Source organism: Microbacterium phycohabitans (assembly GCF_032464935.1).
Classification (GTDB): domain Bacteria; phylum Actinomycetota; class Actinomycetes; order Actinomycetales; family Microbacteriaceae; genus Microbacterium; species Microbacterium phycohabitans.
The window spans coordinates 562,975-587,140 of the sequence record NZ_JAWDIT010000002.1; the positions used below are offsets into that span (position 1 = coordinate 562,975).

Genomic DNA, 24,166 nt, shown 5'->3' on the forward strand with positions numbered 1-24,166 from the left:
GGATGCCATGACCTCTGATTTCATCGCCGCCAATCGCGCCAACTGGAACGAACGAGCGACCCTGCACGCCGCGCGTGACGGATCGGGCTACGGCGTGCAGCGCTACGTGACCGAACCGGAGGCGTTGTCCGACGTCGTCCGCTTCGACGCACCCCTCCTCGGAGACATCGCCGGCAAGCGCACCGTGCACCTCCAGTGCCACATCGGCACCGACACCCTCTCCTTGGCGCGTCTGGGCGCTCGAGTGACCGGTCTCGACTTCTCCGAGAACGCCGTCGCCGAGGCGCGGCGACTCGCCGCCGAGGCGGGAGCCGATATCGAATACGTCCAGGCGGAGGTGAAGGATGCCGCCACCGTGCTCCCGCGCGAGTCGTTCGACCTCGTCTACACGGGCATCGGCGCCCTGTGCTGGCTTCCCTCGATCGACGAATGGGCCGGTGTGGTGGCCGACCTGCTGGCGCCCGGGGGAACCCTGCACATTCGCGAGGGACACCCCGTGCTGTGGTCGATGAACGAGACCCTGCCCGGTCTGACACTGGCCTTCCCGTACTTCGAGCAGCCCGTGCCGCTCGAGTGGGACGACGACAGCACGTACGTCGAGGTGGCGGCGCCCCTGCAGTCCACCCGGACGTACGAGTGGAACCGGGGTCTGGGCGAGATCGTCACCGCCCTCCTCTCCCGGGGCTTGCGCATCGACACGCTCGTCGAGCACGACAGTGTTCCGTGGGAGGCGCTCCCGGGTCGGATGACCCTGCGAGCCGATGGCGAGTACGGGCTGACCGAGCAGCCTTCCGTCATGCCGCTGAGCTACACGATCAGGGCGTCGAAGGCGGGATGAGCCGGGGTCCAGTTGCTCGCCGCACCTGATCGAGATCACCTGCGATGCACGGACTCACCACTTGCAGAAAGACCGCGTCATCGCTGAGAGAGAGCTGCGTGAGGCTGCCGTCCGCATTCGTGCCCGTCAGGTTCGCAGGGTCAGAGATCACGAGCCCCCCGGATTTCCCTATGGACTCATCGGAATCGATCACGGGCTGACGACCCACCTGCTGCCATGAGTCGACGACGGCCTGAGCGAGTGTGGAGGTCGGAGCGGGGATGTCCGTCAGGCTCTGAGCGACGAGCACAAGCTGCACGTGCCCCTCGCGCGGGCTCTCGCAGGGCCCCCAGGTGAGCTCGGTCGTCCAGTTCGAAGCCGAAACAACCTCCGAGGTGCGGGCGAAAAGGTCGTTCGCGTCGCGCTCAGCGTCGTCCGTCGTCATTGCGGTTCCTTCCGCCGTCGTGCACCCGCAGAGAACGAGCGCCGCGGTCGCCAGTAACAGGGCCAATTTCCTCAATTGCCCACTCGTCTCATATCTGCCTCCACGCGCCATCTGAAACGGTCATCCGGGGTGCCCGCGACGGGAAGTTCTTCGCCGCGACCGACCGCGATCATCGCCGCGCTCTTCAACCCCGCCGAGTTGTAATCGAAATAGCTGACGCGTCCGTCGCCGCCACCGAAGGGTCCGTGCGCGTCCACTTGAAGGACCTTCTCACCGTTCACCACAGTGGCTTCGGAGCTGAAGGGGCGTGCGTCGAATTCTGATGAGGTGGGGTCCGTTCGCAGTGAGAGAGCTCGTCCGACGGGAGCCCAACCGTCTCTTGTGGACTGCGATGCGAAGACCTCGCCCGAGGGTACCTGTAGGTCGTTCACGTCACGGATCTCGTCTGAGATTCCTGCAGAACCCAGAAGAACGAGATGGTCGACGGGCACATGCTGGACGGCTAAGGCAGCGACGTCCGTGCCATAGGAGTGAGCAATGACCGTAAGTGCACTCGGGGCACCGTCCGCGACGTGGCTTTGCGCCAGAGCCTGCAAGTCGCTCCCGAGGGAGCGGGCGCCGACGATAGCGCGCTCGTCGGACAGGACTTCGACGGCATTGACACCGGGCCCCGGCATTGGCGGGTGGTATCCGATCCACGCGAGAACACCCACATTCTCCAGCGGGATAGAGGCGGCTTGTGCCTCCGCCATCCGCAACCTCCGTGCCGCGAGCACATAGTTCGCCATGTCCCCGCCCACCGTCGTCCCCATCCCCGGCACGATCACGCTCACGTGCTCAGCCGCATCCAGATCCCCGACCGCCACCTGCGCCAGCGGTGGCCGGTCCAGCACGAGCGAGGCGATCGTATTCCCCTCGGCCGCTCGTTCCAGCGCCTCCAACGCCCGCACCTGCTCCGTTTGATCCCACGGACTGTTCCGCGCCTCGGCGAGCGCTTGCGCCAGCACGATGCGATTCGCGCGGTCGCGCGCGGCGTACGCCACCCCGCCGAGATTCCCGACGACCCCCGGCGCCTCGGCGATCAGCACGTTCTGTTGCGCAGCGCTCAGTCGCCGCCACCACGGCGCGACGTCCTCCGACGCCGTCTGCTTCAGACGCTCGATCAGATCGGGGCGAGCTCGCAACAGCGCCGTCAGCGATCGCTCATCGAGGGACTGTAGGACGTCGAGGACGCGCTCCGCAGTGACCGACGCGACGCCTAGAGCGACCCCCACCGACGTCCAGACGTCGCCTCGTGCTCGAACCTTCTCGATCGCCGCCCGAACGGCCTGAGCAGCGATCTCGCCGGCGGCCACCACGTCGGCGCGAGCGTCGGCGAGCATCGCCTCGGCGCGGGCCCGCGCCTCCTTCGCTGTCGGGGGAACCGGACCCTGATGGCGGGGGTCGGCGAGGAAGGCGGGCCAGCCCTGCGCGAACGAAGCGAATGCTCCTGCTGTCGCCGTGGCATCCTCCGGGAGATTCGCCGCGAAGCTCCACGCCTCGATCGCCGCCGCCGCCAGCCCCTGCGCCCGTCGGAGCGCCAGAGCGTACGTCCGCATCGGCTCGACGATCATCGTCACGCCCTGACCGATCTCCAGCCACCGTTTCGCAACCGCCTCCATCCGCGCGGTGTACGCATCGGCGCCTTCGCCGGTCCAGCCCTCGATATCGGCTTGCGAGCGCAGTCGCTCCACCACTTCCTCGCTGACCTTCGCGCGCCGTTCCGCCAGATGGGAGACCTCGTACGCCGCCTCGACGGATCCGGGGACGATCTCCTCGGGAATCGACGCAGACGAAAGGCTGCTCATGTGTCACCCGCCAGCGCTCTGACGGTGGCGTCGGAACCTTCTTCGACCCGCTCGTACAACCCCGCCGACTCCTGGAGACCCGCGGCGGTGTCGTCCACCTGCGCCGTCGCCTCCGCCCAGCCTCCCGTCATCGCCTGCATGAAGGCGTCCACGGCCTGGCCGAGCTGCGGATGCCCGAGCTGTCGCGCGTCGGCGACCGCCGTCTCCGCCTCGGCTGCTCGCGCCGTCAGGTCGAGCGATCCGGCCGCGCGACGCAGGGTGTCGGTGATGACGGTGAGGCTCCGCATCCCGGAACCGTACTGAGATCTCGATACACCGCCGCGAAGTTGTCCACAGGCTCACCCGGATGTGGGCGATCTCTCATTCATCTGGACGACCGTGCCACCGCAGCGGTCCGGGTGGTGGGAAGCGGGTCGTCACCGTCGTTCACGGGGCCTGATCCGACGCGGCGATGCCCGCGATCATCACCGCCCGAAGAAAAGCGCGGCGCCGCCCGCGATGACCATCGCGGCGAGCACGACCCCGAGGTACAGACCCACGCGCGCACCGTTCACCCGCGATCCCCGCGACTGCAGGGGTTCCGCGTGGACCGCGCCGGCCGGCGGTGCGGCGGCCGGGGTTCCAGCGGCCGGAGGCAGCTCCGCAGCGGCCTGTGGGAGCCTCAGCTCGTGCACGCGCGCCACGAACAGGTCCACGGTGGCCAGGACGGCCCGCCACGACGTCGCGTCGTCGTTTGACAGTGAACGCGGCGCGTAAAGGAAGAGCCACTGACCGCGTAGCTCCGCGTCGAGAGGATGGGCCTCGTCAGCGAGGGCGTCGACGATCTCCGGCGTGAGCAGCGCATCGACGGCCTGTTCCGAACCGGGTGCGGCTTCCACCCGCACGCCCGGACGACTGTCGTCCACCGCAGCCCCGCCCGGGGTCGCCGGAAGCGCCGACCGCGCGCGGTTGCGAACCGCCTCGATGGTTACCGAGGGCACGGCGACCCCCAGATCCACGGCGGCGTACCCCCATTGCTGCGTGAACTGATTCCCCACGGCGACCTCCGTGTAGAAGCTGTCGCCGACCTCGACCATCGGATCTCCCGGAATGCGCACGATGTTCACCGCGCGCTGAGAGAACCGCGCCTGCCCGTCCACCTCGCGGAACACCACACCGGGGAGCTGCTGATCCACGGCGTGCGTGAAGTACTGCCACCCGTTCTCCGACGCGAAGCGCGAGACCGCGTGGGCGGTCGGGTCGGTCCGTGCCGGGGGAGCGACAGGGTGCGTCAACGCGGTGTAGTCGATTTCACAATGCACGGTGTCATTCTGCCGGTCGCTTCCGAGAGGAATCTGGGGCTGCCTCCGTAACGCCGGAATGCCTAGGGTGTACGAGCACGACATTCTTGGAGGGCTGAATGACGAATTCCGCAGAAGTGCACGAGGCGCTGCGAAAGATCGACGAGCAAGTGGCGATGAGTCAGCACCGAGCCCAGCTCATGCAGGACCTGGCCGTGCAGATCGAAGCCATACACGTCGAGGTGACATCGCCCGGGGGCGAGATGACGGTTCACGTGGATGCCAATGGACGCTTGATCGACATCGATCTGACCTCGAGGGCGATGGCGCTCGAACCGTCGCGGGTGCGCACGCTGCTCCTGGACTCGCTCGACGAGGCGTACGAGGAGGCGACCCGCCGCAGCGTCGCCCTCGCATCCGCCGCCTTCGGACCCGACGCCCCGACGGTCGCGGGCCTGAGGGAGAACGCCGAACGTTACCGCCCGCAGCTCAAGCGGGAGGAGGACGAGCAGTGAGCGCCGACCTCATCCAGGTGGATCCCGATCTGCTGCGTCAGCACGCGCAGAAGATCACCGCTCTCTCCCACGACATCGGCGATGCGACCTCCGCCGCCGCTCACGTCGCTCTCGGGGGACGGGCGTTCGGCATCATGTGCTCGTTCGCCGCGCCCCCCACCACGCTGCTCGGCCTCGGTGCCGTGAATGCCGTCTCCGCCGTCCAGCGGGCGCTCATCCGTGCTGCGACGGCCGCGACGCAGATGGCCGACGACTTCGAGAACATCGAGAACCGCTTCGTGCAGGAGCTCGAGACCCTGCGGGCCGAGATCGACGGCGGGGTGTACGTGTGAGTGAAACCAATTCGTTGATCGCGCCACCCACGGAGGGAAGCCTGGCCGACGGCCTCGGCCCGTTCGAAGACGGCGCTTCGCTCGTCTCGTCGATCGCGGGAGGTGACTGGATCGGCGCTTCCCTGGCCGGCGGGTCCATCGCCGTCTCGGGCGTCGATGCCGTCGTGAACCCCATCGCGACGCTGGTCTCGCTCGGAGTCGGTTGGCTCCTCGAGCACATGTGGCCCCTGAACGACTGGCTGAATGAGCTGACCGGGGACCATCACGAGGTCGCCGGTTTCGCGCAGACGTGGCAGAACGTGTCGGGTCGACTAGGCGAGACCTCGGGTTCCCTGTCTCGAGCGGTGGGCGACCTCGCCGAGCTCGAGGGCGCAGCGGCGGACGCCTACCGCGCACTGCTGACGACTCTCACCGCCTCGCTGCAGCGGTGTGCAGAGCTCAGCGCGGGGCTCGGCGTCGCCGCTGATCTTCTGGCGGGCATCGTCAAGGCGGTGCATGACGTGGTCCGCGACGTCATCGCCGATCTCGTCGGCTTCGTCGTCCAGAGCCTGGCGGTCGCCGCCTGCACCCTCGGGGCGGCCACCCCCGCGATCGCCGCTCAGCTCGCGATCAAGTCGGCGCGCTGGACCTCGCTGCTCTCGTCCTTCGTCCGCGACCTCGTCACCTCGGCCGGCACCTACGTCGACCTCGCCAAGACGATCAAGGAGTTCGTCGAGGGGGCATCCTCCGCGCTCGACGACCGCGCGGCCGCGGCCTGATCGCCGTCACGGCGGACCAACGATCGTCGCGAGGTCAAGGAGCTGATCAGCCCCTCCACGGCCCGCCGGAACCTCCACCCATGAGGGCCATGACGCAGAGTGGCGCGGCCATGAGCACCACCGACGCGAGCACCCCGCCCCACGCCGCGTCCACCGTCAGGGCGTGCGATCCCCCCTCGTCCACGAATCCACGGAACGTCGCGACGAGAAGAATGCACACGGTGATGGCCTGACTGAACGCGACCGCCGCGAGCACGAGCGCTCCGATCACGCTCAATCCGGTGCAGATGGCTAACGAACAGACCATCACGAAGACGCGGTCTGCGCTCAGAGACAGAGCAGGCGTTCGTGGGGCATTCAACGTCATCCTCGAGGTGTCCGTCGATGCAGGGGGTTTCTCGTGATGAGGGAGCGACGTTCTGGCCGGCGTTGCCCGTTCGTTCACTCCGGCAGGAAAAGCGCCAGCGCCAGGAGCGGAGAAGCGAGGATGCCGGTCACTGCCATCGCCACCGCCCACGACCCGTCGATGAAGAGCGTCCGCCCACCCCCGCCCGGGTCTTTGGTCCCCGTGTAGGTAACGAGGTAGGGGATGTCGATGGTGGTCGCCATCTCGGTCGCGACGATCGCGAGCAGCATGAGCATCACCGCGACGAACGCTGCGGCGATGACGGGGGAGAGCAGGGCGAGCACCAGGCGACCGACACGGAATCTCATCAGGCACCTCTCGCACGGCACGGCACGACACTTCACGCCCGCTCGAGCGTGGGCGGCCCGGGCGTCGCGCCCGGAGGCATCACACGCTAGTGAGCGCTGTGCATCAGCATCCGCGGATCCGCTCGCGTTTCACCCCCTCGAGCGCGACCTTCCCCCCGCGCGCGTGAAGGAACCCGCTCACCGCTCACGCGCTGCACCCGCGGTGGGGAGGTCTCGACCGTCCTCTCCCACCGGCGTCGAAGCCCGGGCTCGAGCACGCCCCTCAGATGAAACGCCATGCGATCACGGGTGAAGCCGGCACAGAGGCGCCGAAGCGACTGGGAGGCTTGATCTCTCACCCTGTCCGTGAGGAGTTCGTATGGAAGACAGCGCGAACCTCGCCGTGATTGTCGGCATCTACGTGACGCTGATCGGCACGGCGTGGGGCGCCCTCATCGACCCCCTTCGACCGGCGACCTACTGGATCTCGGTCATCCTGGTCGTGATCACGGGATTCCTGATCGCGGGTCTCGCTCCGGATGCCACGATGTCGGTGCCGCTCCTCACCATGTCGTTCGCAACCACCGCCTGGTATCGCGAACGACGCTGGAGAGCGAGTCTCATTCGGCAGCAGCGCCCACCCCGAACGCCGCCGCCTCCTCCTCCGTCAGCATCCGCGAACGGATGAGGAATCGCATCCCCGTCGGCCCCTCGACCGAGAAGCCCGCGCCGCGCCCCGGCACGACGTCGATGGTCAGGTGCGTGAACTTCCAGTACTCGAACTGCGACTCCGACATGAAGACCTGGATCGGATCGTCGAGCCCGGCGTCGATGGTGCCCAGCAGCACGTCGCTCGGTCCGGTCAGGAACATCCCCACCGGGTAGCACATCGGCGAGCTGCCGTCGCAGCACCCGCCGGACTGGTGGAACATCAGGGGGCCGTGCGTGGCCGTCAGGTCGCGCAGCAGCGCAGCTGCGGCATCCGTCACATCCACACGGGAGAGCTGGGTCGCCATGTCCCACTCCTTTCGGTTCATGTCCCAAAGTGTGTCGGTGTCGCGGCCAGTGACCGGCCATAAGTGGGACGAGGGTCAGCGCGGCCGCCACAGGAAGGCCGACGGTCAGTGCGGCAGCTGCAGGAACGCCGCCGGTCACCGCGCCAGCCGCAACGGGCCCGGAGCGACAGCGACGAAAAGGGGTGTGACCCCCGGGACGAACCCGGGGGTCACGCGGGTCGGGATCGCCGCCACGACCCCGACACGGCCGATCAGAAGAAGCCCATCGCGCCGTCGGCGTACGACACCAGCAGGTTCTTCGTCTGCTGGTAGTGGTCGAGCATCTTGAGGTGGTTCTCGCGGCCGATGCCCGACTGCTTGTACCCGCCGAACGCGGCGTGCGCCGGGTACTGGTGGTAGGTGTTCGTCCAGACGCGACCGGCCTCGATGGCCCGACCGGCGCGGTAGGCGGTGTCGCCGCTGCGGCTCCACACGCCGGCACCCAGGCCGTAGAGCGTGTCGTTCGCGATCGAGATCGCGTCGTCGAAGTCGTCGAACGACGTGACCGACAGCACCGGACCGAAGATCTCCTCCTGGAAGATGCGCATGTCGTTCGTGCCCTCGAACACCGTCGGGGCGACGTAGTACCCCTCGGTCAGGTCGCCGCCGAGGTCGACCCGCTCACCGCCCAGGAGCAGCTTGGCGCCGCCCTGCTTGCCGATGTCGATGTACGACAGGATCTTCTCGAGCTGGTCGTTCGAGGCCTGCGCACCGATCATCGTCTCGGGGTCGAGCGGGTTGCCCTGGCGCACCTTCTTCACGCGCTCGAGGCCGTCACCGAGGAACTGGTCGTAGATCGACCGCTGGATGAGCGAACGCGACGGGCACGTGCACACCTCGCCCTGGTTGAGCGCGAACATCGTGAAGCCCTCGAGCGCCTTGTCGTAGTAGGCGTCGTCGCTGCGCAGCGCGACATCCTCGAAGAAGACGTTCGGGCTCTTGCCGCCGAGTTCGAGCGTCACCGGGATGAGGTTCTGCGAGGCGTACTGCATGATCAGACGGCCCGTCGTGGTCTCACCCGTGAAGGCGATCTTGCGGATGCGCTTGTGCTGCGCGAGCGGCGCACCCGCCTCGATCCCGAAGCCGTTGACGATGTTCACGACACCGGCGGGCAGCAGGTCGCCGATGATGTCGAACAGGAAGAGCAAGGATGCCGGAGTCTGCTCGGCCGGCTTGATAACGACGCAGTTGCCCGCGGCGAGCGCGGGGGCGAGCTTCCACGCGGCCATGAGGATCGGGAAGTTCCACGGGATGATCTGCCCCACCACACCGAGCGGCTCGTTGAAGTGGTACGCGACGGTGTTCTCGTCGAGCTGGCTGAGCGAGCCCTCCTGCGCGCGCAGCACCCCGGCGAAGTAGCGGAAATGGTCGATGGTCAGCGGGATGTCGGCGGCGAGCGTCTCGCGGACGGGCTTGCCGTTCTCCCACGTCTCGGCGACGGCGATCTTCTCGAGGTTCTCCTCGATCCGGTCGGCGATCTTGTTCAGGATGACGCTGCGCTCGGCGGGCGTGGTCTTCTTCCAGGACGCGAACGCCTTCCAGGCGGCATCCACCGCCCGATCGATGTCGTGCGCGTCACCGCGCGCGACCTCGCAGAACGGCTTGCCGGTGACGGGCGTGATGTTCTCGAAGTACTCGCCGCTGTGCGGGTCGACCCATTCGCCGCCGATGTAGTGCCCGTACCGCGAGCGGTATTCGGCGACGGCCCCGCGGGTTCCGGGTGCGGCGTAGACGCTCGAGACGCCTTCTTCGACGATGGTCATGCGTGTCTCCTTCGACGGTCATGAGACGCCGCGACGGCTCCGGTGCGGCGATGCGCCGACGCTACGCCGGGGGAGGTTGCATCCGGTTGCGCGGGAACGCGCCGCGAGAAGCATCCCGGATGCCGGAAGCCGGCCGGCAGCGGAGTACGCGCAAGACGAACGGATGCCGCGACCCGCAGGCCGTGGCATCCCTCACGCGAGACGCTCAGGCGTCGGCGTCGGCCAGCACCGAGCGCAGCGGCGGCACGTTGACCTCGTGCAGGTCGACGTCGTCGAGACGCTCGATGCTCTGCACGCGCGGCGCGATGGCGCGGTCGTCGGCGACGATCCAGCTGCCGACCAGCAGGAAGCGGTCGTTGCCCGCGGTGATCGGCCCGGTGAGAGCGAACGTCTGGTGGGTGGGCGTGAGGAACGTGACGCGCACGGGCGTGCCGTGGGGAAGCGTGGACGGGTCGACCACATCGGCCGCGAGAGCGGGCTGCGGCGCCTCGATGCCGAGGTCGATGCGCTGGATCTCGGAGCTCGTCGCGAGGATCACATCGCCCACGAGCGGCTGACCGCCCACGCCGATGCGTACCGTGCCCTCGAGGGCGTAGAGGCCGTAGCGCGGGGAGCGGACGATGACGCGGGCGACGTCGCCGGCCTTGACCTCGGCGAGCGCCTCGCGGATGCGCGCCACGTCGCGACGGGCACGGGCTGCCGAGAAGATGTCGAGCGCTTTTTCGTCCATATGTTCACTGTAACCACGGCCTCCGACATCGGGGGGCCGTGCGGCGCGTCGCCTGTGGATAGGCGGAACCGTCCGCCTCAGTCGCGCTCGAGCCGCTCGATCCGTGCGACCAGACCGGCGCGACGCGGCGACCGCGGCGGCAGCATCGACAGGCACAGCCGGAGCACCTCGTCGTCGTCTCGGCCCTCCAGGGTCTCGGCGTACGCCAGCAGGACGTCGACCCCCGCCTCGGCGATCAATGCCTCGCGGAGTGCCGAGCGCACCGAGTCGCGCACCTCCACGACGCCCGGCGCCGCGGACTCGGGCAGCACCGGTCCCGAGTACGCCGCGAGGGCGACCCGGTGCGCACCGCGATCGAGCAACGACAGCACGTGTTGCGCGTCTGTCTCAAGGTCGTCGGGCAACCGGTAGGGCCGGGATGCCGGCACCACCCGGGGCGCCAGAGGAACGAGCGCGCGCCGCAGACGCACCATCTCAGGCCGCAGCGTCTCGACGGCCGGGTGACCGTACACCGCCTCGCTCAACGCCTCGGCCGACATCCCCTCGCGGTGCACCGCGAGCAGCAGCAGGATCTCGGCGTGGCGCGCGCTGAGCTCGAGCGTCGACCCGCCCACCTCCAGCAGGGCGCGGTCGCGGCCGAGGATGCGCAGCAGCGCCCGCGACGGAGCCGAGCGTCTCGGGGGAGGAGCCTGCTGCGCGCGCAGCCGCGCGACGAGCAGTTCGCTCTCGATCGCCCGGGCCGTGGCATCCACGAGAAGCTGAGCCTGCGGAGTGACGGCCTCGGGACCTCCCGTGACGTCGATCACGCCGAGCAGCCGCCGTGTCTCCGGATCGTGCACGGGCGCCGCCGTGCACGACCAGGGCTGCACGAGCCGGTTGAAATGCTCGGCGCCGCGGATCTGCACCGACCGGTCGAGCATCAGGGCCGTTCCCGGGGCCGAGGTGCCCACGGCATCCTCCGCCCAGTTCGCCCCCGCGACGAAGCCCATGTCGCCCGTCAGCGAGCGGATGTGGCGGTCGCCCTCCACCCACAGCAGGCGACCCGCCGCGTCGCCCACGGCCACGACGACCCCCGATTCCTCCGCGGTTCCGGGCAGCAGGAGCGAGCGGACCATGTCCATGACCCCCGCCAACGGATGAGTGCGTCGGTACGCCTCGAGCTCGTCACTGGCGAATTCCAGGTGGGGGAGACCTTCGGGTCCGACGAGGGATGCCAGCGACCGCCGCCAGGACTCCTGCACGAGCGGCCGCACGTCGGCGAGCCGCCGGTCCTCGTTTCCGGCGAGCAGTTCGTCGTGGGCGCGCGCGATCAGCAGCCCCGAGGTCTCGGGGGAGATCGCGGGTCGCGACCAGGGAGAAGGCACGGAACTCCCATCGACGGTGACGGCAGGTGCGACCAGTGTAGGGCGACGACTGCTCCGCGGGCAGGCCTCGCGGCGGGCTCGCAGCAATCGGCGCCGCGCTGCCCGTGAGATGCGTTCCCCATCAGCGGAAAACGCCGTCAACCCCCGCGCGCGACACTACAGCGTGGAGGCACGGTGGAAGGAACGAGAGAAAGGGATGCCATGAAGGCAGTGCAGTATCGCGAGATCGGCAAGGGCCCCGAGGTCGTCGAGATCGAGGAACCCCACGCGGGTCCGGGGCAGGTACGGCTCAAGGTGACGGCCGCGGGCCTGTGCCACTCCGACTGGTTCGTGATGGACCTCCCCGAAGACCAGTACACCTACGGTCTGCCGCTCACCCTCGGCCACGAGGGCGCCGGTGTCGTCGACGAGCTCGGCGAGGGCGTCGAGGGCGTCGAGATCGGTGCGGCCTACGCGATCTACGGTCCGTGGGGGTGCGGCCGCTGCCACGCGTGCGCGCAGGGAGCCGAGAACTACTGCCCGTACGCGGCGGAGATGGGCATCACCCCTCCCGGTCTCGGCAGCCCCGGGGCCATGGCCGAGTACGTGATCGTCGACGATCCGCGCCACCTCGCCCCTCTCGGCGACCTCGACCCCGTCGAGACCGTGTCGCTCACCGACGCCGGACTCACGCCGTATCACGCGATCGTCGCCGCGAAGGAGAAGCTGTACCCCGGTGCGACGGCGGTCGTGATCGGCGTCGGCGGACTCGGCCACGTGGGCGTGCAGATCCTCCGCGCGATCACGCAGGCCACCGTCATCGCCGTCGACCTCGGCGACGACAAGCTCGCCCTCGCCCGCGAGGTCGGTGCGCACCACGCGGTGACCTCCGACGAGCACGCCGCGGAACGCATCCGGGAGCTGACGAACGGCCTCGGGGCGACCGCCGTGTTCGACTTCGTGGGCGTGCAGCCCACCATCGACCTCGCCCGCGCCGTGGCCGGCATGGACAGCTTCATCCACATCGTCGGCATCGGCGGCGGGATCATGCCCGCCGGCTTCTTCTCGACGCCGATGGGTGCGGCCGTCCGCGCGCCGTACTGGGGCACGCGCAGCGAGCTGATCGAGGTCCTCGACCTCGCGCGCAGTGGCGCCGTGGGCGTGCACGTCGAGCGCTACGGCTTCGACGGCGCCGTCGAGGCGTACGCGAAGCTGCACAAGGGCGCCGTCCGGGGCCGGGCGGTCGTCGTCCCCTGAGAAATGCGGTGAGGGGTGGCGTCCGGATGGTGGATGCCACCCCTCACCGCGCATGCCGAATCCGGCATACGTTGACGGCGGGAGCGACGCGGACGTCGATCGCCGTCTGCACACAAGGTCTCACGCGCAGGAGGGAGCACCTTCCGACGGGGGCGCCGCCAGTGCAACGGGACGGTCGTTGGACACCCCACTGCACGAATCACGCCCCACTACGGCGCAACCTCCCACGGCAGGCACCACGCAAGGCCACCGGCGCCTCAGCTACGCGCCGCCCACCACTCTCGCAGCCTCTTCTCGGCCTCGTCCTCGCCCAGCACGCCTTCGTCGAGGCGCAGATCGAGCAGGAACCGATAGGCCTCGCCGACCTCGCGTCCCGGCTTCAGACCCAGCACCTCCTGGATGCGGTTGCCGTCGAGCTCGGGGCGGATCGCGTCGATCTCCTCCTGCTCGCGCAGCGCGGCGATGCGGGCCTCGATGTCGTCGTAGGCGGATGCCAGGCGCTGCGCCTTGCGCTTGTTGCGCGTGGTCACATCGGCGCGCGTGAGGATGTGCAGGCGTTCCAGCTCGTCGCCGGCGTCGCGCACGTAGCGACGCACAGCGGCATCCGTCCACGCTCCCTCGGCGTAGCCGAAGAACCGCAGGTGCAGCTCGACGAGGCGCGACACAACGGTGGTCGTGTGGGCGTCGAAGCGCAGCGCCTGCAGGCGCTTACGGGCCATGCGCGCGCCCTTGATGTCGTGGTGGTGGAAGGTCACGCCGCCGCCCGACTCGAGGCGACGGGTGGCGGGCTTGCCGATGTCGTGCAGAAGCGCCGCCAGGCGCAGAGGCACGTCGGGCGCGGCATCCGGGTGCCGACTCTTCTCGAGAGAGATGGCCTGACGCAGCACCGTGAGCGAGTGCTCGTAGACGTCTTTGTGATGGTGGTGCTCGTCGACCTCGAGACGGAGCGCGGGCACCTCGGGCAGGAACTCCTCGATCAGACCGGTCTCGACGAGCACGCGGACGCCGCGCACCGGGTCGTCGGTCTGCAGCAGCCGCACGAGCTCGGCCTGCACGCGCTCGGGGCTGACGATCTCGAGCGACGCCCGCAGCTCGCTGATGGCGTCGAGCGTCGCGGGATCGACGGCGAAGTCGAGCTGCGACGAGAACCGCGCCGCGCGCAGCATGCGCAGCGGATCGTCGCCGAAGCTGACGGCGGGATCGATCGGGGTGCGCAGGCGCCCGGCCAGGAGGTCTTCGACGCCACCCGTGGGGTCGACGAGGGTCCGGGCCGGAACCCGCAGCGCCATGGCGTTGACGGTGAAGTCGCGACGGCTGAGGTCGGCCTCGAGGGTGTCGCCGAATTCGACCGTGGGCTTGCGGGTGACGCCGTCGTAGCTGTCGGCGCGGTACGTCGTGATCTCGACCTGCTCGCCCTTGACGCGGGCGCCGATCGTTCCGAAGGCGCGCCCGACGTCCCACTGCACCGAGGAGATCGGCTTGATCAGCGCGAGGATCTCGTCGGGACGAGCGTCGGTGGTGAAGTCGAAGTCGTGGGTGATGCGACCCAGGAGGGCGTCGCGGACCGGGCCGCCGACGATCGCCAGATCGCGGCCCGCATCGGCGAAGGCGCGGGCGACGGCGGCGACGACGGGGTGCGCGGCGAGCTCCTCGAGGCGCGCGAGACCCTCGGCCATGTTCAGCATGCCTTCGAGCCTAACCGGGGCCGCTGACAGCGCTCAGCGGGGCTGTGGACGGCGACGCCCGCACCGGAACGGCCGCGACCCGGCGTCACTCACTCCTCGAACGACAGGAAGCCGGTCACCAGCAGCTCGCGCACGCGCGGAAGCAGGTCGGCGCGCAGGTGCGCGGCATCCACCTCCATCAGCTGGGCGATCGCGTCGACGAGGGTCCCGACGGGAAGGTCGCCGTCGCACGCGCCCACGAGGGCCGCCATCGCCGGATCGACCTCGATCGTGCTCGCGAAACCGCCGCCCTGCCGCAGCTCGATCACCGACGGGTCGCCCTCGCCCGGCCGGTGGTGGCGCGCCTCGGTCACGTCGGGCGCCACGCGCAGCAGGCTGTCGGCGAGGTCGTCGTCGTCGAGCAGAGCGGCGCGGTCGTGCGCGGCCAGACAGTCCGCGAGGTGCGGACCGAAACCCGCCTCGCCGCCGCCCGCCACGCGTTCATATCGCGCGAGGGTCGGGGCGCCCGCGAGCGGCCGGCGCACCAGGACGTAGCCGAAGCCGACCCCGGTCACGCCGCGCCGGGCGAAGTCGTCGAGCCACGCCTCGATGAGCCGGGCGTAGGCGGGGGTGCCGGGAACCGTCCCCCCGTCGCGCACCCACAGCTCCGCGTAGGCCAGCGGGTCCAGCACCTCGCGCTCGACGACCCACGCGTCGAGGGCGTCACCGACCCATCCGCGCACGCGGTCGAGGCCCGACTCGCCCTCGTGGTACTCCCAGTTGCCGAGCGACTGCGCCACACCGCCCGGCGACAGGTGCGCCCCGACCTCGCGGATCACGGTGGCCACCAGGGCGTCGCCCTCCATGCCGCCGTCGCGGTACTCGTACGCGGGAACCCCCTCGACGCGTGGGGTGATGACGAACGGCGGGTTGGATGCCACCCGGTCGAACGTCTCGCCCGCCACCGGTTCGAAGAGCGAGCCGTGCCGCGTCTCGATGCCGTCCACACCGTTCAGCAGGGCGTTCAGTCGGGTGAAGCGCAGCGCGCGCTCCGAGATGTCGGTGGCGACGACGCGGTCCACCAGGCGTCGCAGACGCAGAGCCTGGATGCCGCAGCCCGTGCCCAGATCGAGAGCGGTCCCGCCCCGACGCGTGAGCTGGAGACGGGCCAGGGTCTGCGACGCTCCGCCGACCCCCAGCACGTGATCCTCGGGAAGGGGTCCGCCGAGCGCTGCCTCGTCGAGATCGCTCGCGATCCACCATTCCACCTCGCCCGCGTCGTCGGCGAAGGCCTGCGGACGGACGAGCACCGCGGGGCGCGCCTGCTGGTCGGTCAGGGTGAGCAGGCCCAACGCCACGGCTCCCTCGACACCGAGCGCGGGCAATGCCGCCGCGACCTCGCTCTGCAGAACCTCGAGGCCCAGCCCCCACAGGCGCCCCAGAGTCGCGAGAGCGTCGTCGCGAGAGCCGAGCGCCCGCTCCGCCGGCCCGCGCAGACCTCGGGCCACGGCGTCATCCGCCTGCTCACCCCACGCCTCTCGCAGCGCCGCGCTGGTGTAACCCGCCGCGCGAAGGTCGGAGGCGAGCGCGTCGCAGAGCTGGGCATCGGGTTCAGGGAGCACCGGTCCATTCAATCGTCTGCGCGAGGCTATCGGCGGGCGTGAAGGGACGCGGCCTAGACTCGTCGCAATGCGAGGCCTGCCCCCTCGTGACACCGACGCTCGTATGACCGTGACTTCTCCGCCTTCGGGCTCACCCGTGCCGCGGCGCCTCCGCACGCGCCGGCTCCTTGCGACCCTCGCGGCATTCGCCGTGGCCCTCGGCGTCGCGCTCCCGGCCTCGGCGGCGGTCGCCGACGCCACCCCGTCGCCCTCGGCGTCCACCACGCCGGCGACGCTGTCCGCAGCGCCGGCCGCGAACGGCATCCTCCGATCCGGTGAAACCCTGTCGGTCGTCACCACCCTCACCGCGGGATCCTCGGGCGCCGTGGCGACCCCCGTCGCCCTGGGCCTCGGTCGCGACCCGCTCGCCGACGACGCGGCACTCGAGCGCTGGCTCAGCGGAGACGCGACAGGAGTGACCCTCCAGCAGGTGGCGACCGGATCGATGGATGCCACCACTGCCGGCGCCCAGAGCACCACCACCCTCTCCGCACCGGCGACCGATCCCGCCCTGGCCGGCCGCGCCGCGGGCGTCTATCCCGTGCAGGTGAGCGCGACGACCGTCGGTCTTTCGGCGCCGAGCGTCGTCGTCGTCCCCACCGACACCGGCGCTCAGACGCCGATCGCCCTCGTCGTCCCCATCACCGCGGCGCCGCTGACCCGCGGCCTGCTGACGGCGAACGAGCTCGCCGAGCTCACCGCCGTCGATGGCGCCCTCTCGGCGCAACTCGACGCGGTCGACGGAACCGGGGCGACCCTTGCCATCGACCCCGCGGTCCCTGCCGCCATCCGCGTGCTGGGCTCCTCCGCGCCCCCCACGGCGGTGGCCTGGCTCCAGCGACTGCTCGCTCTGCCGAACGACCGCTTCGCCCTGCAGTTCGGCGATTCCGACGTCGCCGCCCAGCTGCGCGCCGGCCTCTCGAGTCCCCTCGCACCCACCTCGCTGCAGACCTACATGGCGGCCGCCGACTTCACGGAGCCCGCCCCGGCCGTCTCCGCCGTCTCGACCCCCGACCCCTCGCCCGCGTCGACACCCGGGCAGCCGACGTATCCCTCCACCGCGACGCTGCTCGACATCGGCACGGCGACGCCCAATGTGTACTGGCCGTCCACCGGTTCCGCGGGGTCCGACACCGTCGCCGCCCTCGGCGCCCTGGGAACCTCCGACGATCCCGCCCACGTCCTGGTCCCGTCGACGAGCGTGACCGGAGGAGCGCGCCAGGCCGCCGCCTCGGTCGGGGGAGTGTCGACGCCCGTCTACGACGCCGAGGTGTCGCGAGCCCTCGCCGACGCCGCCGGACAGAACGACGCCACTCTCCGCGGGGCCTCGCTCGCCGCCGCGCAGGGATACCTCGCCATCGCCCGCGCGGCCACCGGTGATCAGCCCGTCCTCGCCGTCCTCGACCGGGGGACGGATCGCTCACGCGTGAGTCTGCGCGCCACACTCGGGCTCATCGCCACCGCGCCGGGATTCGCCGGCTCGCGCCTCGCGACGATCGCGGCACTCCCGGCATCCGCGGTCACCCTCTCCGATCCCACCGTCGACGACGCGCGCGTGGCCGAGGTGAGCGCTCTGCTCGGAGACGAGCAGGTGATCGACCGTTTCGCCACGATCCTCGACCAGCCCGAGCTGCTCACCGGTCGCGAGCGCGCCGAGGTGCTGCAGGTCACCAGCACGTCCTGGACGGGGGATGCCGCCCGCAAGGCCGTCTCCGACCACCGCGCCGCGACCTCCACGACGCTCGACTCCGTCGGCATCCTGTCGTCCGATTTCCGGCTCGTCAGTTCGAGCGCTCCGCTTCGGCCCTGGGTGCGCAACGACCTGCCGTGGCCGGTGACGGTCGTCCTCTCGGTGCGCCCCGACGACGCCCGCCTCCGCGTGCAGGACCACACGACCGTCGACGCTCAGGCTTCGGCCAACACCCGCGTCGAGGTTCCGGTCGAGGCGCGCATCGCCAACGGCGAGGTCAGCGTCGATCTGCAGCTGTTCAGCCCCAGCGGTGAGCCGATCGGTCAACCGCAGGCCGTCGACGTCGAGGTCCGCGCCGAGTGGGAGAGCATCGGCCTCATCGTCATCATCGTGCTGGTGGTGGCGTTCCTGAGCCTCGGCGTCATCCGCACCATCACCCGCCGCCGCCGCGCCACCGCCGCACCCCCCGAGGGCGACCCCGACGCCGTGGACGGCGTGGGGAACAAGGATCCGGATGCCGACGGCCGAAGCGAAGCCGATCCCGACGACGCCCAGAGCACCGACACCGACCAGGAGACGCACCCGTGAGCAGTATCGGACGGGCGAGCGTGCTCATCGGGGCGGGCACGATCGTGTCGCGCGTCAGCGGGTTGCTGCGGACGGTGGTTCTCGTCGCCGCCATCGGCTCGATCAGCAGCGCCGGGGATGCCTTCGCGGTCGCCAATCAGCTGCCGAACAACATCTACGCCATCATCTCGACGGGTCTGTTGACCGCTGTCGTGGTTCCCCAGATCGTGAAGGCCGCCGCCCACGCCGACGCGGGACAGGCCTTCATCTCGAAGTTGTTCACGCTGGGCACCGTCGGCCTGCTGGGCGCCACCGCTCTCGCGATGATCGCCGCGCCGCTTCTCGTGCAGGTGTACGCCGGCAAGTTCACCGAGGACCAGATCGCGCTGTCGACGGCGTTCGCCTACTGGTGCCTGCCGCAGATCTTCTTCTACGGTCTCTACGCCCTCCTCGGCGAGATCTTGAACGCCCGCCGTGTCTTCGGTCCCTACACGTGGGCGCCCATCGTCAACAACATCGTCTCGATCGCCGGCTTCGGGGCGTTCATCCTGCTCTTCGGGGGGCCGCAGAAGAACGTCGAGGCATGGACGCCGAGCATGATCGCCGTGCTCGCGGCCACGGCGACAGCGGGAATCGTCGTGCAGACGGCGGTGCTCATGTTCTTCTGGCGTCGCGCCGGTCTCACTCTCCGGCCGGACTTCCAGTGGAAGGGCGTGGGGCTGCGACACATCAGCCGCCTGGCCGGGTGGACGTTCCTCATGGTCGTGGCCGGGCAGCTCGCGGGAATCGTGCAGTCCAACGTCCTGTCCGGGGCTTCGGGCGACGACCCCGCGATCTTCGCCTCGCAGAACGCCTGGCTGCTGTTCATGCTGCCGTACTCGATCATCGTGCTGTCCATCGGAACCCCCTACTTCACGCAGCTCAGCGAGCACGCCGCCGCGGGACGCCACGACGAGGTGCGGGCGGACATCTCCCGCAGCATCCGCACGCTCGGATTCTTCATCGTCGCGGCCACCGCCGCCCTCGCGGTGGCCGCCGTCCCCGCCAGCCGGATCTTCACGAACGGCCCGGATCAGGCCGCCGCAGCCGCACCCGTGCTGTGGTGCTTCCTGGTCTGCCTCGTGCCGCTCGCCGTGCTCTTCGTCATCCAGCGCACGTTCTACGCCTACAACGACACCCGGACCCCCTTCTTCTTCACGCTCTTGCAGTGCGTGCTCGTCGCGGGTGGCGCTCTCCTGGCCGGAGCTCTGCTCGGACGGTCCGAGTTGGCCGCGGGCGTCGCCCTGACGCAGTCCATCGCCAGCATCGTGCAGGTCGTCGTCGCCACGGTTCTGCTGCGTCGTCGCCTTTCCGGTATCGGCACGGGCTCGTGGCTCCTCGCCCTGGGTCGATTCGCCCTGGCCGCCGTTCCGGCCGCCGCAGCGGGATGGGGCGTTCTCCTGCTCCTCGGCGGAACGACGGGATGGATGACGACGAGCGCTCTCGCCGGCGCCGCCGGCGCCGCGGTGCTCGGCATCGTCGTCCTGGTCGTCTACATCGGCATCCTGGCTCTGTTCCGCACCCCCGAGCTGGCTCCGGCCCTCGCGCTCGGCCGACGGTTCCTCCCCAAGCGCTAGCCCCCCGCTCCCGGAATACCCCAGGGCTAGCATGGGTTTCATCCGGCGGAATCAACGAAGGGAACGCGCTACCGTGCGTCACGTCATCATCATCGGATCCGGCCCCGCCGGCTACACGGCCGCCATCTACGCGGCTCGCGCCAACCTCGAGCCCCTTGTCGTCGCGAGCTCGGTCGAAGCCGGCGGCGACCTCATGAACACCACCGAGGTCGAGAACTTCCCGGGCTTCCCCGACGGCATCCAGGGGCCCGACCTCATGGCCAAGATGCAGGCCCAGGCCGAACGGTTCGGCGCGCAGGTGCTCTACGACGACGTCGTGTCGCTCGAACTCGAGGGACCGGTCAAGAAGGTCACGCTCGGCAGCGGCAAGGTCGAAGAGGCCGTCTCGGTCATCTACGCCACCGGTTCGGCTTACCGCAAGCTCGGCCTCGAGGGCGAAGACCGCCTCTCCGGCCGCGGCGTCTCGTGGTGCGCCACGTGCGACGGCTTCTTCTTCCGCGACCGCACGATCGCCGTGGTCGGCGGCGGCGACTCGGCCATGGAAGAGGCGAACTTCCTCACCAAGTTCGCGTCGAAGGTCTACGTCATCCACCGCAAAGACACCCTGCGTGCGTCGAAGATCATGCAGGAGCGCGCGTTCGCGAACCCCAAGATCGAGTTCATCTGGAACAGCGCGGTCGACGAGATCCTCGGCGACGAGGCAGTGAACGGCGTCCGTCTGCGCTCGACCGTCGACGACACCACCCGCGAGCTCCCGCTCGACGGCCTCTTCGTCGCGATCGGCAACGACCCGCGCACGCACCTCGTGCACGACAAGCTCCAGCTCACCGACCAGGGCACCATCTGGGTCGACGGCCGTTCGTCGCGCACGTCCGTCGACGGCGTGTTCGCCGCCGGTGATGTGATCGACCCGACCTACCGCCAGGCCATCACGGCCGCCGGCAGCGGAACGGTGGCCGCTCTCGACGTCGAGCACTTCCTCGCCGCGCGCGGTGAGGCCGGCGAGCCCGCTGTCGCCGAGAGCCCGATCGAGGGCCTCCCCGACGCGGCCGTCGTCTGAGGAACAAATCAACCCTCACCGGCGTTTTCACTAACTGACGCTTCCATCTAAGGAGAAATCACATGACCGCCAAGGCGACGACCTCTGCGACCTTCGAGCAGGACGTCCTGCAGGCCGACGGACCCGTTCTCGTGGACTTCTGGGCCGAGTGGTGCGGACCGTGTCGTATGGTCGCCCCCGTCCTCGACGAGATCCAGAACGAGAACTCGGGCAAGATCACGATCCTCAAGCTCAACGTCGACGAGAACCCCGATCTGGCCATGAAGTACCAGATCACCTCGATCCCCGCGATGAAGGTCTTCCAGGGCGGTGAGGTCAAGACGACCATCATCGGCGCGAAGCCCAAGTACGCGCTCGAGCAGGACCTCGCCCCGTTCATCGGCTGAGTCTTCTCACAGACGACAGAGCCCCGGCACCTCGGTGTCGGGGCTCTTCTCGTTCCGGCGACCCGGCAGGGGTATTCCGGATGCCGTGTACGCGGCAGAGGAAGAGGACCTGGGCCCCCTTCCTCGTCGACTTCTCGGGGGCGCGCCGTCGTGACGACTACCGGCGTCGCAGCGCATCGCGGCTCGGGGGTAGTGACGAGTACGCATTCCCGGTCTCAGCTCGGGTCGACGGGATCAGAGACGATCACGCGGCCCGAGCGAAGAGGTCCGTTCGCGAATCGTTCGATCCCGGGAGCGATACTGCGCTGAGACGGCGTGTGTGCCCCTCAGGACGCGTCGAGCCGCACCGAGGCGTCCCAGCGCCGGTGGGGCTCCTCATCGCCCAGAATGCGCCACACAGCGCGCGTGAGGGCGGGATAGTCGAGGGCGATCTGTCGCAGGACACGGTAGTTGCGCGCCTTGTTCGGACGGACGCCCCCGTTCTCGGCGATGTTGTCCGCGCGGAGAGTGAGCACGACGAGTTCGTCGACGCTGGGCAGGTCTTCCATGAAGTCCCACGGATCCTCGCCGCCACGAAGGCGCTCGTGGATCAGGACGGCCAATTCGTCGGACGCCTCGGCGCGCAGAAGCTCGAGGCTGGCGCGACGGCGCAGGTTGTCATCGTTCGCAGTCACCATTCCAGCGTACGTCGCACCGCCGACACGAAGGCCCGGAACCGTTCGCTCCCCGCGGATGCGGGACGAGGATCAGCCCGCGTAACCCTCTTCACCGAGCGCCGCGAGGATGCGATTGAGATCCCGAATGGTCGCGAAATCAATACTGATCTGGCCTTTTTTCGCGCTGAGAGAAACGCGGACCTTGGTGTCGAGTCGGTCACCGAGCCGCTCGGCGACGTCGTCGAGGCCCGAACGACGCGAGCCGGCCGTCGGCTTCTGGCGGACCGGGGCGACCCCGGGCATCTTCGCGGCCGCCTCGGCGGCTCGAACCGACAGGTCCTCGTTGACGATCTTGTCGGCGAGTTTCTGCATCTCCTTCGCGTCGTCGAGGGAGAGGATCGCGCGAGCATGGCCCGCGCTCAACACGCCGGCCGCGACGCGCTGCTGCACCGGGACCGGCAGTTTCAGAAGGCGGATGGTGTTGCTGATCTGCGGGCGGGAGCGCCCGATGCGCGTCGCGAGCTCCTCCTGAGTGATACCGAAGTCTTCGAGCAACTGCTGGTAGGCGGAGGCCTCTTCCAGCGGGTTGAGCTGCGACCGGTGCAGGTTCTCCAGCAGCGCGTCGCGCAACAGGTACTCGTCATCCGTCTCACGCACGACGGCGGGAATGGTCTCGAGGCCGGCCTCGCGCGAGGCACGCGTACGTCGCTCTCCCATGATGAGCTCATACGTGCCGTCGCCCTTGTCGCGGACGACGACGGGCTGGAGCACTCCGAATTCGCGAACGGAGTGAATGAGTTCCGCAAGATCATCGGGATCGAAGTGGGTGCGCGGCTGACGCGGATTGGGCACGATCGACTTCGGATCGATGTGCACGAGACGGGCGCCAGGAACGGTAACGAGAGCGTCCTCGGTGGAAGGAGCTTCCGTGGGGGAGTCGCTCTTCGACGCTGCATTCCCTTCGGGGAAGAACACGTCGACCGGGCGAGCCTCCGAGGGTTCCGCCGTGGGGATGAGGGCGCCGATGCCGCGACCCAGTCCGGTCCTCTTCGCCATCAGGAACCCTTCTTCGTGGTGTCTCGGGCGACGATCTCTACCGCTGCTTCGCGGTAGGCGATGGCGCCCGCTGACTGGCCATCGTACGCGATGACCGTCTGCCCGAAGCTCGGCGCCTCGGATACGCGGACCGAACGCGGAATGACGGTGTCGAGCACCTCGCTCGTGAAGTGCGACCGAACTTCTTCCGCCACCTGCTGCGCCAGGCGCGTGCGCCCGTCGTACATCGTCAGGAGGATCGTCGAGACGTGCAGGGTCGGGTTGAGGTGCTTCTGGATCATCTGCACACTGCCCAGCAGCTGGCTCAGGCCTTCCAGCGCGTAGTACTCGCACTGGATGGGGATCATGACTTCGTCAGCAGCAGTGAATGCGTTGATCGTCAGCAGCCCCAGAGAGGGCGGACAGTCGATGATGACGAAGTCGAGCTGATTGTCCTCGATCGCCAGGTAGTCGCGCAGGGCTCCACGGAGACGATGTTCACGCGCCACCTGGGAAACGAGCTCGATCTCCGCTCCCGCCAGATGGATGGTGCTGGGGGCACAGAGGAGGTTCGGTGACTCCGGGCTCGTCTGAACGATATCGACGAGAGGGAACTCGTCGATGAGAACGTCGTAAATGCTGGGCGTCTCGGCGTTGTGCGCGACGCCGAGCGCCGTCGATGCGTTTCCCTGAGGATCCAGATCGATGACGAGGACACGCGCTCCCACCGATGCGAGAGCCGCGGCGACATTGACGGCGGTCGTCGTCTTGCCGACTCCGCCCTTCTGATTCGAGACGGTGAACACGCGGGTTCGACCCGAGAGTTCCACCTTCGCGGCTTCCAACGCACGACGACGGGCAGACAGATCGGCGATCTCGCGAGCGATGGGGGAGTCGTCGAGCGAAAACGACGACGTGGACGCCTCATCGGACTGTTTCACGTGAAACACACCTCTCCGTCGCGAACTCGCCCAGTCTACCCGCGTGGTGCGTCCT

At 69.2% G+C, this 24,166-nt stretch carries 25 protein-coding genes; 10 read left to right on the forward strand and 15 right to left on the reverse strand.

What is annotated here, in order from left to right; genetic code table 11:
* The first annotated feature begins 7 nt into the window (after window positions 1-7).
* Window positions 8-838, forward strand: coding sequence for a class I SAM-dependent methyltransferase (locus RWH44_RS07010; protein WP_316004018.1), 831 nt, complete (start codon window positions 8-10; stop codon window positions 836-838).
* Here RWH44_RS07010 and RWH44_RS07015 read toward each other — a convergent pair.
* The 4 genes from RWH44_RS07015 to RWH44_RS07030 form a co-directional block, all read right to left on the reverse strand.
* Window positions 816-1,262 carry a hypothetical protein gene (locus RWH44_RS07015; RefSeq protein WP_316004019.1) on the reverse strand — a complete coding sequence of 149 codons (447 nt, stop codon included), beginning with the start codon at window positions 1,260-1,262 and terminating at the stop codon, window positions 816-818. The genes RWH44_RS07010 and RWH44_RS07015 overlap by 23 nt on opposite strands.
* A 71-nt stretch (window positions 1,263-1,333) precedes the next feature.
* A complete protein-coding gene (locus RWH44_RS07020; protein WP_316004020.1) occupies window positions 1,334-3,109 on the reverse strand; it encodes an alpha/beta hydrolase in 1,776 nt (591 codons plus the stop codon).
* The gene (locus RWH44_RS07025) at window positions 3,106-3,396 is read right to left on the reverse strand and encodes a hypothetical protein (protein WP_316004021.1); all 291 of its coding nucleotides are present in this window, start codon (window positions 3,394-3,396) and stop codon (window positions 3,106-3,108) included. The genes RWH44_RS07020 and RWH44_RS07025 overlap by 4 nt, the downstream gene beginning before the upstream one ends.
* Before the next feature lie 177 nt (window positions 3,397-3,573).
* Complete coding sequence (locus tag RWH44_RS07030) at window positions 3,574-4,284, reverse strand: hypothetical protein (protein WP_298870069.1); 711 nt, start codon at window positions 4,282-4,284, stop codon at window positions 3,574-3,576.
* A 224-nt stretch (window positions 4,285-4,508) separates the two neighbouring features.
* Between RWH44_RS07030 and RWH44_RS07035 the strand changes: the two genes are divergently transcribed.
* The 3 genes from RWH44_RS07035 to RWH44_RS07045 are packed head-to-tail and all read left to right on the forward strand — an operon-like array spanning window position 4,509 to window position 5,994.
* Window positions 4,509-4,904: a YbaB/EbfC family nucleoid-associated protein gene (locus tag RWH44_RS07035; RefSeq protein ID WP_298870070.1), complete on the forward strand. Its 396-nt coding sequence runs from the start codon at window positions 4,509-4,511 to the stop codon at window positions 4,902-4,904.
* On the forward strand, window positions 4,901-5,236 hold the full coding sequence (locus RWH44_RS07040) for a hypothetical protein (protein WP_298870071.1): 336 nt from the start codon (window positions 4,901-4,903) through the stop codon (window positions 5,234-5,236). Before RWH44_RS07035 ends, RWH44_RS07040 begins: the two co-directional genes overlap by 4 nt.
* Window positions 5,233-5,994, forward strand: a complete 762-nt coding sequence (locus tag RWH44_RS07045; protein WP_316004022.1) for a hypothetical protein — start codon at window positions 5,233-5,235, stop codon at window positions 5,992-5,994. The genes RWH44_RS07040 and RWH44_RS07045 overlap by 4 nt, the downstream gene beginning before the upstream one ends.
* Before the next feature lie 46 nt (window positions 5,995-6,040).
* On the opposite strand, the gene RWH44_RS07050 is transcribed toward RWH44_RS07045, so the two are convergent.
* Together RWH44_RS07050 and RWH44_RS07055 are read right to left on the reverse strand one after the other, a co-directional pair.
* The gene (locus RWH44_RS07050) at window positions 6,041-6,301 is read right to left on the reverse strand and encodes a hypothetical protein (protein ID WP_316004023.1); all 261 of its coding nucleotides are present in this window, start codon (window positions 6,299-6,301) and stop codon (window positions 6,041-6,043) included.
* Window positions 6,302-6,435: 134 nt separating this feature from the next.
* Window positions 6,436-6,708, reverse strand: coding sequence for a hypothetical protein (locus RWH44_RS07055; protein WP_298870076.1), 273 nt, complete (start codon window positions 6,706-6,708; stop codon window positions 6,436-6,438).
* Between the two features lie 358 nt (window positions 6,709-7,066).
* On the opposite strand from RWH44_RS07055, the gene RWH44_RS07060 reads away from it, so the two are divergent.
* The gene (locus tag RWH44_RS07060) at window positions 7,067-7,375 is read left to right on the forward strand and encodes a hypothetical protein (protein WP_316004024.1); all 309 of its coding nucleotides are present in this window, start codon (window positions 7,067-7,069) and stop codon (window positions 7,373-7,375) included.
* On the opposite strand, the gene RWH44_RS07065 is transcribed toward RWH44_RS07060, so the two are convergent.
* The 4 genes from RWH44_RS07065 to RWH44_RS07080 all read right to left on the reverse strand — a co-directional run bounded on the left by RWH44_RS07065 (window position 7,308) and on the right by RWH44_RS07080 (window position 11,599).
* Window positions 7,308-7,703, reverse strand: a complete 396-nt coding sequence (locus tag RWH44_RS07065; RefSeq protein ID WP_264629552.1) for a DUF779 domain-containing protein — start codon at window positions 7,701-7,703, stop codon at window positions 7,308-7,310. The two genes, RWH44_RS07060 and RWH44_RS07065, sit on opposite strands and share 68 nt — an antisense overlap.
* A 251-nt stretch (window positions 7,704-7,954) precedes the next feature.
* Complete coding sequence (gene exaC / locus RWH44_RS07070) at window positions 7,955-9,505, reverse strand: acetaldehyde dehydrogenase ExaC (protein WP_298870078.1); 1,551 nt, start codon at window positions 9,503-9,505, stop codon at window positions 7,955-7,957.
* 205 nt (window positions 9,506-9,710) lie between these two features.
* Window positions 9,711-10,235: a hypothetical protein gene (locus RWH44_RS07075; protein ID WP_298870079.1), complete on the reverse strand. Its 525-nt coding sequence runs from the start codon at window positions 10,233-10,235 to the stop codon at window positions 9,711-9,713.
* Between the two features lie 77 nt (window positions 10,236-10,312).
* The gene (locus RWH44_RS07080; RefSeq protein ID WP_316004025.1) at window positions 10,313-11,599 is read right to left on the reverse strand and encodes a GAF domain-containing protein; all 1,287 of its coding nucleotides are present in this window, start codon (window positions 11,597-11,599) and stop codon (window positions 10,313-10,315) included.
* Window positions 11,600-11,800: 201 nt separating this feature from the next.
* Here RWH44_RS07080 and RWH44_RS07085 point away from each other — a divergent pair, with 201 nt between their 5' ends.
* Entirely contained in the window at window positions 11,801-12,835 is a 1,035-nt protein-coding gene (locus RWH44_RS07085; protein ID WP_316004026.1) for an NAD(P)-dependent alcohol dehydrogenase, read from the forward strand.
* A 257-nt stretch (window positions 12,836-13,092) separates the two neighbouring features.
* On the opposite strand, the gene RWH44_RS07090 is transcribed toward RWH44_RS07085, so the two are convergent.
* Both RWH44_RS07090 and RWH44_RS07095 read right to left on the reverse strand, forming a co-directional pair.
* A complete protein-coding gene (locus tag RWH44_RS07090) occupies window positions 13,093-14,520 on the reverse strand; it encodes a CCA tRNA nucleotidyltransferase (RefSeq protein ID WP_316004027.1) in 1,428 nt (475 codons plus the stop codon).
* 89 nt (window positions 14,521-14,609) lie between these two features.
* A complete protein-coding gene (locus RWH44_RS07095; RefSeq protein ID WP_316004028.1) occupies window positions 14,610-16,121 on the reverse strand; it encodes a DUF7059 domain-containing protein in 1,512 nt (503 codons plus the stop codon).
* A 109-nt stretch (window positions 16,122-16,230) separates the two neighbouring features.
* Here RWH44_RS07095 and RWH44_RS07100 point away from each other — a divergent pair, with 109 nt between their 5' ends.
* The 4 genes from RWH44_RS07100 to trxA all read left to right on the forward strand — a co-directional run bounded on the left by RWH44_RS07100 (window position 16,231) and on the right by trxA (window position 21,479).
* Window positions 16,231-18,438: a DUF6049 family protein gene (locus RWH44_RS07100; RefSeq protein ID WP_316004029.1), complete on the forward strand. Its 2,208-nt coding sequence runs from the start codon at window positions 16,231-16,233 to the stop codon at window positions 18,436-18,438.
* On the forward strand, window positions 18,435-20,033 hold the full coding sequence (murJ, locus tag RWH44_RS07105) for a murein biosynthesis integral membrane protein MurJ (protein ID WP_316004030.1): 1,599 nt from the start codon (window positions 18,435-18,437) through the stop codon (window positions 20,031-20,033). The genes RWH44_RS07100 and murJ overlap by 4 nt, the downstream gene beginning before the upstream one ends.
* Before the next feature lie 73 nt (window positions 20,034-20,106).
* Window positions 20,107-21,093 (forward strand): thioredoxin-disulfide reductase, encoded by a 987-nt coding sequence (trxB, locus tag RWH44_RS07110; protein ID WP_316004031.1) that lies wholly within the window; start codon window positions 20,107-20,109, stop codon window positions 21,091-21,093.
* A 62-nt stretch (window positions 21,094-21,155) separates the two neighbouring features.
* Window positions 21,156-21,479 (forward strand): thioredoxin, encoded by a 324-nt coding sequence (gene trxA / locus RWH44_RS07115; RefSeq protein ID WP_108319841.1) that lies wholly within the window; start codon window positions 21,156-21,158, stop codon window positions 21,477-21,479.
* Between the two features lie 326 nt (window positions 21,480-21,805).
* On the opposite strand, the gene RWH44_RS07120 is transcribed toward trxA, so the two are convergent.
* From RWH44_RS07120 to RWH44_RS07130, 3 genes are all read right to left on the reverse strand, one after another.
* A complete protein-coding gene (locus RWH44_RS07120; RefSeq protein ID WP_298870091.1) occupies window positions 21,806-22,153 on the reverse strand; it encodes a tryptophan synthase subunit alpha in 348 nt (115 codons plus the stop codon).
* Between the two features lie 72 nt (window positions 22,154-22,225).
* Complete coding sequence (locus RWH44_RS07125; RefSeq protein ID WP_316004032.1) at window positions 22,226-23,191, reverse strand: ParB/RepB/Spo0J family partition protein; 966 nt, start codon at window positions 23,189-23,191, stop codon at window positions 22,226-22,228.
* The gene (locus RWH44_RS07130; protein ID WP_437127270.1) at window positions 23,191-24,120 is read right to left on the reverse strand and encodes a ParA family protein; all 930 of its coding nucleotides are present in this window, start codon (window positions 24,118-24,120) and stop codon (window positions 23,191-23,193) included. The genes RWH44_RS07125 and RWH44_RS07130 overlap by 1 nt, the downstream gene beginning before the upstream one ends.
* Between the last annotated feature and the right edge of the window lie 46 nt (window positions 24,121-24,166).

Excerpts from the sequence above, each read along its gene's own strand:
- RWH44_RS07020 (WP_316004020.1), bottom strand. The coding sequence starts at position 3,109 with ATGAGCAGCCTTTCGTCTGCGTCGATTCCCGAGGAGATCGTCCCCGGA.
- RWH44_RS07060 (WP_316004024.1), top strand. The coding sequence starts at position 7,067 with ATGGAAGACAGCGCGAACCTCGCCGTGATTGTCGGCATCTACGTGACG.
- RWH44_RS07065 (WP_264629552.1), bottom strand. The coding sequence starts at position 7,703 with ATGGCGACCCAGCTCTCCCGTGTGGATGTGACGGATGCCGCAGCTGCG.
- RWH44_RS07075 (WP_298870079.1), bottom strand. The coding sequence starts at position 10,235 with ATGGACGAAAAAGCGCTCGACATCTTCTCGGCAGCCCGTGCCCGTCGC.
- RWH44_RS07090 (WP_316004027.1), bottom strand. The coding sequence starts at position 14,520 with ATGCTGAACATGGCCGAGGGTCTCGCGCGCCTCGAGGAGCTCGCCGCG.
- RWH44_RS07055 (WP_298870076.1), bottom strand. The coding sequence starts at position 6,708 with ATGAGATTCCGTGTCGGTCGCCTGGTGCTCGCCCTGCTCTCCCCCGTC.
- RWH44_RS07010 (WP_316004018.1), top strand. The coding sequence starts at position 8 with ATGACCTCTGATTTCATCGCCGCCAATCGCGCCAACTGGAACGAACGA.
- trxA (WP_108319841.1), top strand. The coding sequence starts at position 21,156 with ATGACCGCCAAGGCGACGACCTCTGCGACCTTCGAGCAGGACGTCCTG.
- RWH44_RS07125 (WP_316004032.1), bottom strand. The coding sequence starts at position 23,191 with ATGGCGAAGAGGACCGGACTGGGTCGCGGCATCGGCGCCCTCATCCCC.
- RWH44_RS07025 (WP_316004021.1), bottom strand. The coding sequence starts at position 3,396 with ATGCGGAGCCTCACCGTCATCACCGACACCCTGCGTCGCGCGGCCGGA.
- RWH44_RS07035 (WP_298870070.1), top strand. The coding sequence starts at position 4,509 with ATGACGAATTCCGCAGAAGTGCACGAGGCGCTGCGAAAGATCGACGAG.
- RWH44_RS07085 (WP_316004026.1), top strand. The coding sequence starts at position 11,801 with ATGAAGGCAGTGCAGTATCGCGAGATCGGCAAGGGCCCCGAGGTCGTC.
- RWH44_RS07050 (WP_316004023.1), bottom strand. The coding sequence starts at position 6,301 with ATGGTCTGTTCGTTAGCCATCTGCACCGGATTGAGCGTGATCGGAGCG.
- RWH44_RS07015 (WP_316004019.1), bottom strand. The coding sequence starts at position 1,262 with ATGACGACGGACGACGCTGAGCGCGACGCGAACGACCTTTTCGCCCGC.
- exaC (WP_298870078.1), bottom strand. The coding sequence starts at position 9,505 with ATGACCATCGTCGAAGAAGGCGTCTCGAGCGTCTACGCCGCACCCGGA.